The organism is Oligoflexia bacterium (assembly GCA_034439615.1).
Classification (GTDB): Bacteria; Bdellovibrionota; Bdellovibrionia; order JABDDW01; family JABDDW01; genus JAWXAT01.
On record JAWXAT010000002.1, the window covers coordinates 1 to 17076 of the forward strand.

The window sequence follows — 17076 nt, forward strand, 5'->3', positions numbered from 1 at the left end:
ACAAAATCACCTTAGCATGGCTTTTTTAGAGCAAAGAAATTTGTGAACGCAGGGAGAAATTAAAATAATTATTAAAACGACATAGCCGGGCTGCACGAAACAAGAATGGATAGGTTTAAGTTTTTTGAAATTTCACATGAAAAAAACTCGTGCCGACAAGATTATGCCGTAGAAAAAGACGTCAATAATAAAATTCAAGAATGTTAGCTCTCATCATTTTCGTACTTAAATATTCATGCGCAAATATTCGCGCCAACATATTCGGACTTACATATTCGCATCAACATATTCGCGCCCATCATTTTTTAAGTTTCCTCGATAAATTTGCGCAACTACAAACTGCGCGAACCTCAAATCATTTCACACTGTACGGATCAGCAGCTCTATTCCCAATACTCTCCCTTAACTACCTTTAGAATTCACCTGTAGCTTTCCAAGAAAATCAGCCTAAATATCAATCTGCTGGGTCAAACCTAAACTGCGTTACATCTGACTAAAATTGTTTCTCACCGATGTTTGTTTCGTAATACAAAGTGAAATGAGCATCACAAAATTGCACCTATGGAGTTAGGCATCTATTAGGCGCCTAACTCTATAGTGTGATGATTTCCGACTTAAGGAGATGAAGTTCGCAGCCTAGTATGTTGACGTTTGTGAGCCTTATACGTGTAATTTCCACAAGTTAGTAAAGCCAAGTGGGTTTATTTTCTATCTCAGCGCGGCACGGATATTGGAATAAAAACAGATAGCGAAACTCTGGAGTATTCAATGATTTTCAAAAACTTGATGTTTGCATTTTTATTCGTATGTATTGGATTTTGTTCCATTGTATCGCAAGCCTCACCTTTAAATAAAAAGACACTTCTTTTTTTGGATCTTAATGATCCCTATGAAGTGGATATGTGGATAAGTGTATTGGGTCTTTCTTCACAAGGTTGTGGAGCAAATATTGATTATTGTAATTCTGAATTCAATGCCTATCGACCCATTCAAAATTTAAGAGCACACGAAGATATCATTTCATGGCTTAGGGATTCTAATATTTTGCCAGACGGAATTTTTATCACCGGTCACCATGTAGCAGGTTTTTTTGGAATCTACGGTGAACTAAGACCTCTTGATTTTTACAATTATGCATTCCCACAAAAACAAGGTCGCTTGACACATGATTTTTTTTTAAAACCGAAATTTGTTTATCTTGGTGGGTGCTTTACAACACAAAGTAAATTTTCACATATTGAAACAAATCCACTGACATATTTAAATCGAGTCATGAGTCATCAAGAAGTTCCTGAAGGTGATTTAATGGTTTCAGCCATACAACAAATTGCTAATGGTGGAATGCCCAACCCATGGGCGCCGTATTTCCCAAACGCAGCTCTATTTGGATTTGATAAACGCGGCCCTGGTAAAAAATCAAAACCAAATATTCAACAACTCATCTCAGAATTTTCAGCACATGTGAAAACTCAACTCGCCACTCAAAGTTTTTCAACGGCGTTTGATCAACTCATCACAACAACTTCATACTCGTTCACAGAACCAGCGAAGTGGTGGTCTTCACAAGGTAGAAAACTTACGCAGACTGCAGCTGCAGCGCATGTTCCTGAGAATGATAAGGTTCAAAAACTTGTTTTGGAGTTGCCCGCTGACCGCAATAAAAACAGTGATGAAATTTTAAGTAATATTCTTATGTCACTATTAAAAAACGATCATACAAAAGCCCCATGGATCGCACAATTAGATCAAGACTCACGCATGCAACTTGTGACAGATATTTGGCGACTTATTGACTTTAGCCGTCTTGGTAAAGACCAGCTCATGACCTCTGATTCTCCACAAGAAATTATCAATCAACTTGATAAATGGCTTCATGACGCAAATGTTTCAAAAAGACGTAGTGCGATTTTCATGCTCACTAAAATTGTACACACGACTTATCGTTCACAACTTAAATCAGCACTTTTAGATTTAGCTTATGAAGCTCAACGTGACCCCGACGCCATCGTGAAAGAGGCGGCTCGACAACTTATGATTAATTATATTAATTAGATTTAGATCTTACTCACAAAGTCTTCAAAGAGTTTTTGAATATCTGCAAATTTAACAGCACTGTACTGCTCATGACTTGGCTCAAAAAGTATGACCGTACCCTCAGGCTTACAATACCCAAGACATTTGGTGCGTGTTATCCAAAGTTTTTTATCAAGACCACGTTTTTTAACTTCGTCTTTCATCCAAAGAACAGCTTTTTCACCTTCGCCAGTTAAACAATAAGCTTTTGGTGACGGCTTTTCGTTGATGCAAACAAAGATGCGATACTGCGGAGAACTTTCTTTAATCATTATTTTACCTTGTAGGCTTTCCCCAATTCGTCCATTGAGAGAACTGTAGGGGCAACCATTTCATTAAGCTGACTTGGCTCAGGAAATATCAAAAGCCTACCTGGGTTTCCGCCCGCCACTCGATTAATTCCCACATCAATTTTAATAAACGTGTAACCCTCTACAGCTTGAATTTCACTCGGCGTTCGAAAAGCATTGGGGTCATGCCCAAACACAACTCCAAATATTCCATTTTTATTAAGTACCGCCTTAACCTCCTTGAGTTGTGAATTATATTTCCACCACTCTTTGTCAGTTAAAATGGAATTTTCTCCAATTAAAAACTCATTTGAATAATCACCACTAGAAAGTACTTGCTGCGCTTTAGTTTTAAATGCCGCCCATGTCATTTTTGGATAATGCCCAGAGTGACAAAACAACCATTTACCCACACGTGCAGCTAGGGGCATCGAGCGAATAAATTTTCCGCGGGGAAAATTTTCATCGGTGAGTTCTTTTAGTTTAATTCCTTTTTCTTTTAATTCTGCTCTAAGTTCGTCGGCTTTGTAATTCATAGGGTCAGCTAAGAATTCAGCTTCGTGGTTTCCGAGAACATGAATAAATTTTCCGCCAGCCTGAGCAATTTGTGGTTCTAACTTCATCCATAGATCAAGAACACCAATGCTGTTATGCCCCTTATCAATTGAATCACCTGTAACGATAAAAAGAGTGCGGCCACCCGTCCATTTGTCGGCATCATTTATTAAATTGGAATTTATAAGTAATTCGCGCAAACGTCGGATGGATCCATGAATATCGCTCACAGCCACAACACGGGTGTAATTTTGCGGCTGAGTAATCTCAATGACACCCGTATTAGCCGCAATGGCGTTGAAAGTTAAAAGACTCGCTAATAAGAGGACAAAAAGCATAAATAGCTTCATAGATAGTGACTATAGGCCCTGGCCCGATGAGTTCAAGAGTATTTTTTTCATAAGTCGACATTTAAGAAAAAGCAGTGTAGATAAAAACACATGACTCAATCAGAACTCCAAAAGAAAATTGAAGTGAAATTTCCTGGCTCTACAGTTCAGGTAAACGACCTCACGGGCACCTCAGATCACTGGCAGGTACTTGTGGTCTCAGCTTCTTTTGTAGGTAAATCTATGATAGAGCAACACCGCATGGTTAAAGGCGTCTTTGAAGCAGATATTGCTTCAGGCGAAGTACATGCATTGTCATTAAAAACATTCACCCCAGATGAATGGGAAAAAAGGCGGTAATTTATGGACGATCTAAAAAAGAAAATTGAAGAGCAAGTTAAGAGTAATAGAATCGTAATCTACATGAAGGGCACTCAAGATTTCCCTCAATGTGGTTTCTCAAATCAGGCTGTTCAAGTTTTGAAAACTTTAAATGAGCCCATACTATCAGTTGATGTGCTTTCTGATGATCCACTTTGGACAGCACTAGAAGAATTCACACAATGGCCTACAGTTCCTCAGATCTTTATAAACGGTGAGTTTATTGGCGGCTGTGACATAGTTACCGAGCTTCATGAGCGCGGTGAATTGCCAAAAATCGCTGAGAAAAAACACTAAATTGAGTTAGAGCCATATCGAATATAAATGGGGCCTTTGGCCCCATTAGTTTTGTTTTTAGATCGAATTTAACCCCGAACCTACCTCAAGTTAAATTACTTCATAACTAGTTAAAATCATTGTATTAATAATTATGCTGCTTTGCGTAATATAGGAGTACAATTATATTAATGAAACCCATTCTGGATTGAATGGACGTATGGGGGAATTCAATGTTGTACGTAAGAAGTTTACGTATAATCTCGCTTGTAGCGATCGCAGCACTCAGTACCAGCTGCTTAAAAGGCTCAGAAAAAGAGACTTCTTCACTCCCTTTACCTTCAAATACTTGCAACACACAATACGATGTCACACTAAAATCTCGTAACCATTTTGAATGGCCATTTCATAATCAAGATCATGAGAAAAACGGTAAATTTTGGCTCTGGTATATTAAAAACCGTCTTCATGGCTTTCTTAGCCCTTCAGTGTATTTTGATAATTTAGATAAAGAAGCACTATCTAATGTTCAACTTGAACATGAAACTCTTGTTGGTAAAGCCATCGTATTTAATATCGAAGACATTAATTATAAAACAATAAATCTATCAATGAACGGCTTAAAAGGTCTTGCGCTAAGTCATGATGCTATTGAAGTAAAAACTATCAATATATATCCGTTTAAAAAACACTTTGAAGTAGATTCCGGTGATGTCAGTGACGAACATAAAAAAGATAAGAAAGACAAAAAAGATAAAAATGAAAAGCACATTATTAAGCACGTTAAACTTGTCGAAATCACATTTCATTTAGAAAAATTTATCTTTGGTGTAAATAAATCTGCCGCTGAACTTATTCGAAGTACCGCAATGAATAACGGTACATTAAGTTTTAAATTTAAACATCATGGTGGATTCTTTAAAGTATTTGATTCAAAGTTGCATCTTGAAGGGAAATTCCCTGGTTACTGCCCAAGTCCGACACCTGAAGCAAGTCCAACACCAACGCCAACACCGTCGGGAACTCCTGAACCTTCACCGTCGCCAAAACCTGCGCCAGTTGTGAGCATTGATAGAATTTCTGTAGGCACTTTGACCAATTCAAATAACATCATTATTGAGTTTAGCGCTGATCAACCATCAAATTTTCGCTGTAGCATAGATTCAAGCGGTTTCACTGGTTGCACATCACCTTATAATGCTTCAGCTTTAAGCGATGGCCAACATCACTTTACTGTACAAGCCATCAATGCCAACGGAACAAGTAGCCCAGCTCAATTTGATTGGACAGTTGATACGACTGCACCTGTTTTAAATTTTACAAGCATTACACCTGCGCAAGCTGATACTTCTGAAACTCAAATTGGTTTTGAATTCGCATCTTCTGAGCCTACAGCTTTTGAATGTAATCTCGATAACACTTCATGGGATCCGTGTAATTCACCTAAGTCATATAATAGCTTAGGTGATGGTGCGCATTTATTCTCTGTACGCGGTAATGATATTGCAGGAAACATCAGCGCCGCGTTGTCATATAGCTGGAACGTAAAGACTTTACCTCCAACAGTGACCATTACCCAAGTGACGCCCAACACTAATCCAACTAATTTAACGTCAAGAACATTTGATTTCACAGGCACTGCCGATACGAAGCGATTCACCTGTTCACTTGATGGAGAAGCTGAAACGCTTTGCACATCACCTTATCAAGTCAACAGCTTGAGCGATGACGCCCATCAAATTAAAATATATGGTTATGATATTGCATCCAACAAAAGTGCTCCAGCAATGAGCTCATTCACGGTTGATACAATGGCTCCAGCTATGAATATTACTTCAACTGTGCCGAGCCAACAAATTACGAATCAAAATGTGATGGAAATTAATTTTGCATCAAATGAAAGTTCGATCTTTTCATGTTCACTCGATGGAGCCATCAGTAGTGTTTGTGTAAGCCCCATTAGTTTTACAAATCTTTCAGAGGGGGCCCATGAATTTAGAGTAATGGCCACTGACACTGCGGGAAATCAAGGTTTGTCTGCTGCAATTTATCGATGGACAACCGACTACACAAATCCGTTAATTACAATTACATCTGTAAATCCATCAGCTGCAGTATTTAATCAAACAGAAATCTCATTGAATTTTAGCTTAAGTGAATCAGGTTCTGCACTTTGTAGCCTCGATGGTAACTTTGCTCAAGATTGTACAAGTGGTTCAACCAACTATTTAGGTTTGAGTGACGGCAATCATGCAATTCAGATTACAGCACTTGATTCTGCGGGCAATGCATCTGCACCTATGAATTATGCTTTTATAGTCGATACAACTGTACCAGTTGTACAGATCACCATGGTGAACCCATCTGAGTTATTAACCAATCAATCAGCAGTTACAATTAGCTTTTCATCACTCGACACATCAGCTCAATTTCAATGTCAGCTTGATAACGGAAGTTATGCCAATTGCTCATCACCACACTCCTATTTAGCGCTGAGCGATGGCAATCATAACTTTAATGTGCGTGCTGTTGACACAGCTGGAAATATAAGTGCAAACCCCGCAAACTACTCATGGACAATTGATACAGTTGCTCCAGTTACACAAATCACAGCAGTCACACCCACCGAAGATTCAACAACTTCTGATACGATTACATTTACACTTTCATCAAACGAAGCTGGAACTTTTGAATGCCAACTTGATGGCTCAGGATTCAGCCCTTGCATAAGCCCTGTGACCTATAACGGATTAGCCGCAACTTCACATACTTTTCAAGCGCGTGCTCGTGATCAAGCTGGAAATCTCGATGCAACAGGTGTTACTCGCACTTGGGATATCACAAGTAATCAACAACCACCGCCCGTAATCAGTAATCGTCGCGCTACTAATGTGACACAAACATCAGCAATTATTCGCTGGGATACTGATATCCAAAGCACCACACAAGTTTCATTCTCCACATCTGCTTCGGGACCATTTACTTTTACAAACCTCGACAATACTCTAGTAACTGCACACAGCATGACCATCACGGGACTTACGGCTAATACTTTTTACTATGTGTATGTGCATTCAAAGAATTCTTCTGGCCAAGAGTCTACTGGTAGCGTTTTAAATTTCAGAACACTTCGCTAAGACTTTCAACTAGGTCTTAATCACAATCGTCATTATTCACATAGTTATTTCCGATAAGTAAGTGTGGATAAATATCTTGTATCATTAGCTTTTATACTTCTTTGCTTTGAGTGCGGATGGCTCTTCCAAGATCTTAAGATTGTGGATCTACCATTATTTCTCAATGGCAAATCTGAAATTGAAGCCGGTGATCCTATGGGAAAAATAGTCCGTACAAAAAAAGAAGTACGCAGACGCCCTAGTAGTAGCCTTGTCTGGGAAGAAACAAATATTTCACAAAATCTTTTTGCCTACGATACCATTTTGACACTTGAGCAATCTACTGCAGAAGTAAGTTTACTCGGTGATACACAAATTACTTTGCATGAGAACACGTTAGTGGCAATTGAGCCACTTCAAGAAAATGCCACCGATCAAGGCCCCATTCGATTACGATTTCGCCAAGGGTCTATGCGCGCTGCCTTTGGGCGCGAGCCACAAAGTGTAAAAGCCGGTGATTGGATTGTTGAGGCAACTAGCAATACAAAAATTTCTATTCGCTCTGACGGAGAAAATCAATTTGAACTTGAAACTTATGAGGGCGAAGCAAAAATTATCAACGCAAAAACTCTTGCAACTTCTGAAACAATTAAAGCTGGGCAAAGCATTAAAATGGAGCCTGAAAAACTTTCTGAAGTCAGAAAAGTTTTAGAACTAGAATGGTTTAGTCCCAAAGATGGTCAACGGTATTATACACATCAAGATAGTATTGCAGTGCCCTTCGAATGGAAAGGTGTTGCAACCGGGATTAAAATTTTTAACCATGAAAGTATTCGAGCACGTGATGTGAAATTTGCTCATAGTACTATTGGTGAAGAAAAACTTTCGCTAACCAAAGGTAACTACGTCTTACGACTACACAATGAAGCAACCAGTACATTCGCACGAATTATTTCTGTTTGGCCGGCGCCAAAAATCCATTTAATTTCACCCCTAACTCGTGAGCGAATCAAATTTAAAACTGATGTAGATTTTCTCTGGACTCAACATCGAGATGCGAAAAATTACTTATGGGAGATATCAACTGACTCTGAATTTAAAAACATCATACGAAATAAACAGACTATTGATAATTCAATAAGTGCCAAGGATCTACCCTTGGGGCAATACTACTGGCGAATACGCGCCCATGATGATCAAGGTTTTGAGATACCCGAAATATATAACAACACTTTTTATATTTTAGAAAAACCACTAGCTGCACCAAAATTAAAAACGCCACAAATAAAAATGGAAACGGGATTTAATTTCTGGAACTGGCTTATACCACAAGCTCAAGCTTCAGAAAAATCGACTCACACTTTACGATTACCAAAAAAATACTCAGCAGAATTTCAATGGGAATCTGTGGAAGGTGCAGACCGCTATGTCATTGAAATTAGCGAAACACCTGATTTTCAAAACACAGTAGGCAATCAAGTTATTAATAACCCTAGCTATAAATGGCGCAACTTTCCGTTGGGAAAATATTATTGGCGCGTCGCAGGGCAAGCAAACAATGAAGTGGGTCTTTTTAGCGAAGTCGCCTATGCGGATTTGACTACTATTCCACAAGGCCCCATAACTCCGATGTCAAAAGAAACAGTAGATGCAAAATTAAAAATTCAAAAACAGATTGCCACACAAATTTCACAGCCCGTGGTTGCACCACGACCTACGCCAATGCCGACGCCACCATTAATTGCAAAACCAACACCGACTCCACCTTTAAAACAAAAACCATTACAGTGGGGCTATGAAGTACAAGTCGGTGCTGGAGGAAAATACAACCACTTCCGAGGAAATGATTTTATCGCCCGTGAAATCGGCCCCGTATACGGTCAAGCCCGCATGGCAGTAACTCCAGATTATACTTTTAGTACTTGGCGCCTTGAAGCTGAGCTAGAACGACATACTTTAAGAATGAAAGATCTTACATCAGCCCCACTTCAAGCGCCGATCACGAGATACATGGGGCGAGTTACTTTTATTGATGAAAATCCGTATAAAGATTATGCAAGCTATGGTCTCGCCATTCACACCCAAACATTGATTTATCGACGATCAGACTTAGAGATCCTAAACATCTATGCACCCGTTTTTGTTGGCCCCATCATTGATTGGCGTCATTATGATAATGACACAGAAATAAATTATCGTTTGGGAGTTTTTATTGGCGATCCATTTACCGGCAAAGTGATTTCATTTGAAGGACGCGCTAATCAAACATGGCTTTTTGAAATGTGGCCAGGATTTATTTATACAATGACACTCGAAGGAAAACTTTCAACAGGTGCTACGACAGAGAAATCTTTTTGGGGCGATGCGACTGGAAACCTCTTCTTAGGCGTCCGGTGGTAATAAGCCCACCCAAATTACACATCAAAAGCAGAAGAAAAAACTCACCAGGACCACTAAGTTTTCCGCATGCTGGAGTAAAATCAAAATTTGTTGTTTGATGCCCCTCGTACTTTGCAGCAACTACATTAATTTTTAATGGCGTAGGTATAGGAGCTGTTTGCGGTACTGTAGGTAGATAATTAAATGTCAGTCGGTAGCGGTACCACCGCTTCCCCTTTAATATTGATATTGCTGTAGCACTTATCCAACCCGTATTATCTGAATTAAAACCATCGTTACTCCCCGCAACTTTAAAATTTATAGTACTTGTTCCTGGGATAACATCTTCTTTAACAAATGCAGTATATGTCGGACTCGAATTCGCTGTATCAATAGGCAACGATTGGGCCACATGGCTAAAACCTGAGCGATAGATTACTTCACCCGCATCTGGGCCGTCAAAATTTGGTGTGTTTGAAAAAGTTCCTGTAACTCCAAATGCGATCCATGTATTTCCGGGGGCGCCATCGCCATTACCACCACCACTTCCACCAACTCCACCTTGCGCATCAATTGTTCCGCCACCGGTAATTGAATTTGGAGTAAAGAGTGAAACAATTCCCCCAGCTCCTCCGCCACCGCCACCATTTCCGGCAGTGACTCCACCATTTCCACCAGTGGCAAGAATTGATCCTGTAAGTGTGACATTTCCACCAACAAATAAACGAATGATGCCGCCACCGGCTCCACCACCACCACCCGCAATAAAACCGCCGGTGTTGTAACCCCCACCACCGCCGCCACCGCCGCCACTTCCGGCACCGTATGTAAATGTATCGAGATAAGAATCTAAAGCAGATACTCCGGCAACACCACCAGCAGGAGTTCCTGCACCATTACTTCCGCCTGAACTACTGTTTCCACCACCACCACCACCACCTCGCGGATCTGCCGCATGATCAACACCGGCTCCACCGCCCGCACCACCCGCTGTACTTGAAGTTCCAACTGCTGAAGTTGCGCCAATACTTCCGTTACCACCCGAACCACCGCCACAACGACCAGTGCCACCTCTTGGTACTACAGAAATTGATCCGCCACCCGCCGTACCAATATCACCACGACAATCAATGATGCCCGCAATAACTACATCACCCATGATTCGCATTATGAGTGGAAGTGAGCCCTTGCCTTTAAGTGTCCAGCCAGTTGGTAAATCAAAAGTTGTGAATTGTAATGAAGTGTAAATATCAGTATTGATCGTTATAATATTTCCTGAAGTTGATCCATTTTCGCTGAACTTTGAAAATGTTGTTATGTTAAACGGCCCATGTCTCCCATCACCAATGTTTACAAGATCATTGGCATTGTCAGCACCACTACCAGATGAACGATCGACATAAATCTGAGGGTGAATAAAATGTAGGACGTAATTCCAAACAGCTGTGGTGGTATTTGCATCGTGATAACGAGTATCATTAAATCGTTCAGCTATTTGTGCTGCACTAACTGACTGCGGAAGGAGTAAAGCGAATAACAAAACCGAAAAGTATATCATCCCGTCTTTTGTAAATTATTGATCTCATTTAAAAGGCTATGAGCACCAACATGATAGGGTTGTAGTTTGACAGCTGTTTTAAGAAATTTTATAGCCTGATCAAATTCTTGTTTAAAAAAATACGCTTGCCCGACGTAAAAGTGTAAATCCGCATTATCAGGAAAGTATACGATGGCATCGCTACTCAGCTTAACCGCTTTATCAAACCACTTCACCTTCGTATATGATTTAGCTAAATTTATAATAAGTTGAATGTTCATTTGCTTGAGATCATATTTTTCAGGAGGGAGTTCACTATTAATTCTCACAGTGCCCGTTTTGGGATTTATCTTAGCAGAGGTCTTGGCTACTTTAGCTAAAATATAATTATTTGATGGCACTTCACGATTAAGTGCGGCTTCGAACTCAGCAGCACTTTCGTCAATTTCACCATTCATAAGAATATTAATTTTATCTTTGAGAATATTTGCGCGAAATGGCTTTACAAGATACGCATCAACACGCGACTTTGCCGCTTTTGAAATTTTCATGCGCTCATGAGAACTTTGCGAACTTACCATTAAGAACTTTATGCTAGCGCGCGCTGGGTCTTTACGCACGGCGCGCAGTAAAGTTAGACCATCGATGTGTGGCATCTCCCAATCTGAAATGATAAAATCAATACGCTGGCTGTGATTTTGAATAATTTTAATTGCTGCCTTACCATCTTTAGCTTGAATTACTTTATTGAATCCAAAACTATTAAGGTACTGAGCTAAAATATCTCTTACTTGACCATCATCATCGACGATCAAAAAAGTTGCCTCTTTCGGATCAATCACATTGCTACTCATAAACCCTCTCCTTCACCATCAATTGGTATAAGGATGCGAAACTCAGCACCACCTTGAGGGTGATTAGATACACTCAGATTTCCACCGTGTGTGATTTCAATAACTTCTTTGCAAATTGATAAACCAAGACCCGTCCCCTTGGCCCCTTTGGTCGTAAAAAACGCATCAAATATTGTAGCGAAATTTTCTTCAGGTATCCCAGGGCCAGAATCATGAATTTTAATTTCAATTTGATCATCGACAACTTGGCCAGTAATTTCTATTTTTCCCTTATCTCCAATAGCGTGTGTTGCATTGATGATAAGATTCATAAATACCTGGACCATTGCCGTATGATTTATGTAAACCAGAGGAAGCCCCTCAAGACTAACAACAACATTAATGCGCGAACGCATGAGTTCATGTTTCATCAGAAGTATGGTTTCATCAATGGGAGTTGCGATATTAATTTTATTAAAACTTCCACCCGTATCAGACGGCTTCACAAGATTTTTAAAACGCTCTAAAACTTTACTCGCGTGTTCAGTTGCAATTAATATTGTTTCGAGTGCTTTTTTCATTTCCGGTTCAGCGCCATCTTTTGATAAATCAGCACGCCCCATGATTTGCAGTAAAATATTTCCAAATTCATGACCAACGTTTCTTGCAACCGCTGCAACCATCAATGTTTTTTCATTATCAAATATGCGCTTCTTGAGTTCGTCTAGATGTTCACGCAGAGCAATATCTCGTTGCCTGATATTCCACATCGAAACCATATTGCGTGCTTTTTGTAGTATTTCGCCCTCGGAAAAAGGTTTATTAAGATAGTCCCAACGGTCTGAGAATTCTTTGCCAAATATTTTTTGAATTGAATTTATATTTCTATCTTGATACGCGGTTACAAGCACTGCGTACATATGAGGATCCAAAGCATGAATCTGCTTTACTGTTTCAATACCATCTATGCCATCACCCAAGAGCACGTCAAAAAATCCCATGGCATATGGTTTATTCTCGGCTAAGGCTTTTTTAACCTCTTGCACTGCTTGTTCACCATTGTGAACGGTTGTTACTTCAAAATTATCAATAAAATTATCATCCGTAGTAAGTTCTTCTTTTTTTGAACGGCTGCTTTTAATTGAAATTACTTTTGCCACCGGGCTTAAGATATCGCGATAGGCTTGTGCAATCTCAATTTCATCTTCCACCACAAGAATTCGACGACTTACAATCAGTTCAGGTTGTACTGGAATTTTTTCAACTTTTACGGCATTTTGATTGCTTTTCATGCAGCTACCTCACGTTGCGTATTTTGACTTAATGGCAATTCAATTCGAAATTTAGTTTCAGCATTTGAATCACTATGTACTAAATAAAGATCTCCATGAAATGCGCGAACAAATCTTCGACTAATACTTAATCCAAGCCCCGTGCCCAACTCAGGAGATTTTGTTGAAAACTGACTCTCAAAAAGTTTGATTTGATTTTCTTTTGAAATTCCAATTCCATTATCGCTAATATCAATGCAGAGTTTGTTTCCGTCATTAAAAGTTTCAATTCTTACAAAACCTTTTTTTGTCGGATCTTTTAATTCAGCTACTGCGTACAGTGCATTTCTCATTAAATTAGTGAGAACCTGTATAAGTTCATCGCGATCGATATTTGAAGAATCAATACTCGCATTATATTTTTCGATTACTTGAATTTTATTTTTAGCAAAGAGATCAGCCACAATATTCACGGCGTCATGGAGTATAGGGTGAATTTTCATTTTTGCCCGAGAACTTGATACAGCACTGAGAGATCTCATTTGTTTTAGAATTTTTTCTATACGGCCAGCTTGTTGCATTAAAAAATTTGTATCTTTCTCAAGGGTGCCCATATCATCATCCCAGTGTTTAAATATCTGAGTGATATTGTGAAGATCTTCTTGCATGAGTGTCATTTTAGGATCAATCGATGAGGGCTCCTGAAGAGATCTTAAAAATCCCTCAAATCCTTTTTCTTGAATTTCTTCTTGCCATGCTTTTACAATCTGCCCCAAAAGATCTTTGTGTGTTAGAACTTCATCGTTAAGACGTTTTTGAACTTTTTGTATACGCGTCATAAGACTTGTAAGTGGATTTAAAACTTCATGAGCTGTACGACCCGCAATCTCACCCACTGAGGCAAGACGTGTTGTTCTCAAAAGTGCCTCTTGAGCTTCTTTTACTGCGTGGTTTTGTTCTTCTAATTTTTTAGTGCGATCAATAACTTTATTTTCTAGCTCTCTATTTATTTCTTCTAACTGCACACGTGAACTTTTTAAATCAAGTGTCATGCGATTAAATGAATTCGATAATACGGCAATTTCATCATGTGATTTTATTTGAAGTGCTGCATCGAGATTTCCCGCTGACACTTTCTCCATGGCCTCCATGAGTTTTTGAAGAGGCTGCGTTAATGTGCGTGAAAAGAAAATCGTTGCGATAAAAGTTACAGTCGTGATGATCAGTGCAAATAAAAGTGATCTTGTAATAAGTTGTTTTACTGCCATAAAAGCTCGAGCACTTTCAACTTGTGAGATAATGCCAAGACCACCTACACTTACACGCGAGTAAGCACCTAATTGCTCTTTACCCTGATCAGAATACTCCATGACACCTGTAGAAAAACTGCCACGTCTAAATTCATTTACAATTGGTGATTTAGAAAAATCGCGGGCCTCTGACATATAAGTTGGTTTTGCATGAATGAGCACACGTCCATCAGCCCCAATAATAAAAGCTTGAGTCAGTGTTGATGTTTTTAGGTTTTTCAAAAATTGATCAGCTTTTACATAACCTACAACAGCCATTAGTTTTTCAGGTGTTCCGCTTGAGCCTTCACGAATTACAGAAATACCCATACCGATCAGTGCCGGGCCTTGTGGAATAGTTGCATTCCATACCGCTAATGATTTTGATTGAATCAGATCAAAAGGAATTTCACGTATTGCAGGTAATATTTCATCATAGTATTTCTCATCAACCTTGTATAATTCAGCAAAACTTTTATCTGTAATCTGAGAAATTCTTTTCATATTTTTTGAAAAGCCAAGTTCATACAATTCAAGTCGAACCAAGAGTGGATCTTTTTCTACAATTTCTTGAAAAGCTGTTTGGGTTCGGCGTTCTAAATTTCCAGCAAAAATTAAGGCATAGAGTTTTAATTTATCTGCTGCACCTAAAAGAGATGTTTCAACTTCTGCAGCAAGTGTTGTAACCACACTCTTATTTAGATCAAATACGAGAGCCTTTTTATCACTCTCAAAAATGCGTGTTGCTAATAATAAATAGAGACCAAGTGCTCCCACCAAGAGAACAGTCACAACTGATAAGATCTTGTAACGAATGGAGAATCTTAATTTCACGAAACACTCCCTTATAAAGCTTTTCGGCACATGCGCAAAAAAACAAAAGGGAATTTTCATAAGTAATTACGAACATTTATGTGCTTATTTTTGACTTAAAATGTCGATTTTTTTACCGCAATGCGTTAAAAAGTATTAATATTAAGGTGCACCGACGATAAATTTGTTATTAAAAGACTCGTCATCACAATATTTAGAAAGGTTATTCATGTCAGAAACTGTAGAAATTTCTCTCGAATTTACACCAAATCCTAACTCACTTAAGTACGTAGTAAATCGTGTTTTACTTGAATCAGGAGCTGCGAGTTTTTCAAGCATTGAATCAGCAACACCGTCACCACTAGCAGTAAAATTATTAAATCTACCCGGTCTTGTGGGTGTTATGTTGGGTCGCAATTTTATCACCATAACAAAAAGTGATGCTAGTGATTGGGATAAAATTCATCAGGCTAGTTCTGATTTAATTAAGGCGCATCTTGAAAATAATGAAACTGTTTTAGAAAAAACACATTCCAATGCTCCCGCCAATCACTCAAGTGCAACAGGAGAAATCGAAACAAAAATTAAGGAAATACTTGATGCTGAAATCAGGCCCGCAGTGGCAATGGATGGCGGCGATATCACTTTTGATAAATACGAAGACGGCACGGTTTATCTTTTTCTCCAAGGTTCTTGTTCAGGGTGTCCAAGTTCAACAATGACACTGAAAATGGGAATTGAATCTCGCCTTAAAGAAATGATTCCCGAAATTCGCGAAGTAGTGGCAATATAACTTACATGTTGCGCACACTTTTTTTTCTTGCTGGTTTAATTATAATTGCAAGTAGTTTTGCATGCATGCAAAGCACTCAGTTCCCGCGCGGTGCAGTCAACACCGTTCTTACACCCCCAAAACTCTTGCATGTCTATAACGGAACAAGTCTTGGGTTTTACACATCCACAGGCGCATATGGTTTTGGAACTTTAGCAAAGTCAGTATTTAGTGCTGCTTACGGAAATGCTGCACAAATGGTTCAGCATACAGTTTTAGGTGGAGGCACATTTTATATTGGCGCATCCTGCGCATCTTGTGCAACCGTTACATATTTTAATGGATATGCTGGGGGGTATAAATTTTCAGCAGAAGCAGTTTCAAAATTTACTGTTTTCACAGGAAATAAATCCCAAGGCATTGCACTCAATAATCGACAAAATATTTTATATGCGACTGATACAACAAATAAGGGAATTACTTTTTTTAATTCTCAAACAGGGGGCTATGGAGCTGGTGGAACTTCGGGTTTTAGTTTTGCAGGGCCACCATTAAGCTTACAATATTTAACTGTTGATTCTTTAAACGATCTTTTAGTTGCAACTGATCCAACAGGTGGTCGTGTGTACTTTATGGATGGTGTCACTGGTGCAGATCTGGGATCAACACTCATCAATGGAGCTTGCGCCGGTTACACGACCCTTGGCCATGCTATTACTTCAGATTCTCTGCATATTTCCTATGTAATTTGCAAAGGTACCAATGCAAGAGTAGTTTTAATTAGCACCACAACCCAAGCGGTTTTAGCCACCGTTAATGTTCCCACAATCACAACAGCGACTGATTTAACTTACAATACAACAAATGGTAAAATTATTGTTGTTGGCGGAACAAAAGCGATTTCTATGAATGCCGCTGATGGTTCAGGTTTTGTAACATTTGATACAAATACTGCTCCATGCAATGTTGCCACGGCGACACTATCAGCAGCGGTTTATGATAGCGCATCTAGCACTATCTTCGTTTCCGATTCTACGAATAGCGTTATTTATAAAATTGATGCGGCTACTATGACTTGGAAAGACATTACGTCTTGTACAAATTCAAGTTTTAGTGTTGCAGCGGATTTAAGCGCTCCGACGCGTATTGGATTTTTTTAAAA

General features: G+C 39.2%; 13 protein-coding genes. 7 read left to right on the plus strand and 6 right to left on the minus strand.

The window, feature by feature from the left end; translation table 11 throughout:
• The first annotated feature begins 768 nt into the window (after positions 1-768).
• Entirely contained in the window at positions 769-2052 is a 1284-nt protein-coding gene (locus SGI74_00115) for a hypothetical protein (GenBank protein MDZ4675887.1), read from the plus strand.
• Between the two features lie 2 nt (positions 2053-2054).
• Here the strand turns inward: SGI74_00115 and SGI74_00120 are convergent, their stop codons facing one another.
• Both SGI74_00120 and SGI74_00125 read right to left on the minus strand, forming a co-directional pair.
• Positions 2055-2345, minus strand: a complete 291-nt coding sequence (locus tag SGI74_00120) for a hypothetical protein (protein ID MDZ4675888.1) — start codon at positions 2343-2345, stop codon at positions 2055-2057.
• Positions 2345-3256, minus strand: coding sequence for a metallophosphoesterase (locus SGI74_00125; GenBank protein ID MDZ4675889.1), 912 nt, complete (start codon positions 3254-3256; stop codon positions 2345-2347). The genes SGI74_00120 and SGI74_00125 overlap by 1 nt, the downstream gene beginning before the upstream one ends.
• Before the next feature lie 102 nt (positions 3257-3358).
• Here SGI74_00125 and SGI74_00130 point away from each other — a divergent pair, with 102 nt between their 5' ends.
• The 4 genes from SGI74_00130 to SGI74_00145 all read left to right on the plus strand — a co-directional run bounded on the left by SGI74_00130 (position 3359) and on the right by SGI74_00145 (position 9420).
• Positions 3359-3607, plus strand: a complete 249-nt coding sequence (locus tag SGI74_00130; GenBank protein ID MDZ4675890.1) for a BolA/IbaG family iron-sulfur metabolism protein — start codon at positions 3359-3361, stop codon at positions 3605-3607.
• A 3-nt stretch (positions 3608-3610) separates the two neighbouring features.
• Positions 3611-3925 carry a Grx4 family monothiol glutaredoxin gene (gene grxD / locus SGI74_00135; protein ID MDZ4675891.1) on the plus strand — a complete coding sequence of 105 codons (315 nt, stop codon included), beginning with the start codon at positions 3611-3613 and terminating at the stop codon, positions 3923-3925.
• A 212-nt stretch (positions 3926-4137) separates the two neighbouring features.
• The gene (locus tag SGI74_00140) at positions 4138-7041 is read left to right on the plus strand and encodes a hypothetical protein (protein MDZ4675892.1); all 2904 of its coding nucleotides are present in this window, start codon (positions 4138-4140) and stop codon (positions 7039-7041) included.
• Positions 7042-7182: 141 nt separating this feature from the next.
• Positions 7183-9420, plus strand: a complete 2238-nt coding sequence (locus SGI74_00145; protein MDZ4675893.1) for a hypothetical protein — start codon at positions 7183-7185, stop codon at positions 9418-9420.
• Here the strand turns inward: SGI74_00145 and SGI74_00150 are convergent.
• From SGI74_00150 to SGI74_00165, 4 genes are read right to left on the minus strand one after another with little or no spacing between them, the layout of a single operon-like run.
• Positions 9356-10957 (minus strand): hypothetical protein, encoded by a 1602-nt coding sequence (locus SGI74_00150; protein MDZ4675894.1) that lies wholly within the window; start codon positions 10955-10957, stop codon positions 9356-9358. The genes SGI74_00145 and SGI74_00150 overlap by 65 nt on opposite strands.
• Positions 10954-11790: a response regulator gene (locus SGI74_00155; GenBank protein ID MDZ4675895.1), complete on the minus strand. Its 837-nt coding sequence runs from the start codon at positions 11788-11790 to the stop codon at positions 10954-10956. Before SGI74_00155 ends, SGI74_00150 begins: the two co-directional genes overlap by 4 nt.
• Entirely contained in the window at positions 11787-13061 is a 1275-nt protein-coding gene (locus SGI74_00160; GenBank protein ID MDZ4675896.1) for a hybrid sensor histidine kinase/response regulator, read from the minus strand. The genes SGI74_00155 and SGI74_00160 overlap by 4 nt, the downstream gene beginning before the upstream one ends.
• A complete protein-coding gene (locus SGI74_00165; protein MDZ4675897.1) occupies positions 13058-15163 on the minus strand; it encodes an ATP-binding protein in 2106 nt (701 codons plus the stop codon). Before SGI74_00165 ends, SGI74_00160 begins: the two co-directional genes overlap by 4 nt.
• A 208-nt stretch (positions 15164-15371) precedes the next feature.
• On the opposite strand from SGI74_00165, the gene SGI74_00170 reads away from it, so the two are divergent.
• Together SGI74_00170 and SGI74_00175 are read left to right on the plus strand one after the other, a co-directional pair.
• Positions 15372-15935 carry a NifU family protein gene (locus tag SGI74_00170; GenBank protein MDZ4675898.1) on the plus strand — a complete coding sequence of 188 codons (564 nt, stop codon included), beginning with the start codon at positions 15372-15374 and terminating at the stop codon, positions 15933-15935.
• Positions 15936-15940: 5 nt separating this feature from the next.
• A complete protein-coding gene (locus SGI74_00175; protein ID MDZ4675899.1) occupies positions 15941-17074 on the plus strand; it encodes a hypothetical protein in 1134 nt (377 codons plus the stop codon).
• Positions 17075-17076 lie beyond the last annotated feature (2 nt).

What these genes read in the sequence shown, in the direction of transcription:
- SGI74_00115 (MDZ4675887.1), top strand. Translation starts at nt 769, where the DNA reads ATGATTTTCAAAAACTTGATGTTTGCATTTTTATTCGTATGTATTGGA.
- SGI74_00120 (MDZ4675888.1), bottom strand. Translation starts at nt 2,345, where the DNA reads ATGATTAAAGAAAGTTCTCCGCAGTATCGCATCTTTGTTTGCATCAAC.
- SGI74_00125 (MDZ4675889.1), bottom strand. Translation starts at nt 3,256, where the DNA reads ATGCTTTTTGTCCTCTTATTAGCGAGTCTTTTAACTTTCAACGCCATT.
- SGI74_00130 (MDZ4675890.1), top strand. Translation starts at nt 3,359, where the DNA reads ATGACTCAATCAGAACTCCAAAAGAAAATTGAAGTGAAATTTCCTGGC.
- grxD (MDZ4675891.1), top strand. Translation starts at nt 3,611, where the DNA reads ATGGACGATCTAAAAAAGAAAATTGAAGAGCAAGTTAAGAGTAATAGA.
- SGI74_00140 (MDZ4675892.1), top strand. Translation starts at nt 4,138, where the DNA reads ATGTTGTACGTAAGAAGTTTACGTATAATCTCGCTTGTAGCGATCGCA.
- SGI74_00150 (MDZ4675894.1), bottom strand. Translation starts at nt 10,957, where the DNA reads ATGATATACTTTTCGGTTTTGTTATTCGCTTTACTCCTTCCGCAGTCA.
- SGI74_00155 (MDZ4675895.1), bottom strand. Translation starts at nt 11,790, where the DNA reads ATGAGTAGCAATGTGATTGATCCGAAAGAGGCAACTTTTTTGATCGTC.
- SGI74_00160 (MDZ4675896.1), bottom strand. Translation starts at nt 13,061, where the DNA reads ATGAAAAGCAATCAAAATGCCGTAAAAGTTGAAAAAATTCCAGTACAA.
- SGI74_00170 (MDZ4675898.1), top strand. Translation starts at nt 15,372, where the DNA reads ATGTCAGAAACTGTAGAAATTTCTCTCGAATTTACACCAAATCCTAAC.
- SGI74_00175 (MDZ4675899.1), top strand. Translation starts at nt 15,941, where the DNA reads ATGTTGCGCACACTTTTTTTTCTTGCTGGTTTAATTATAATTGCAAGT.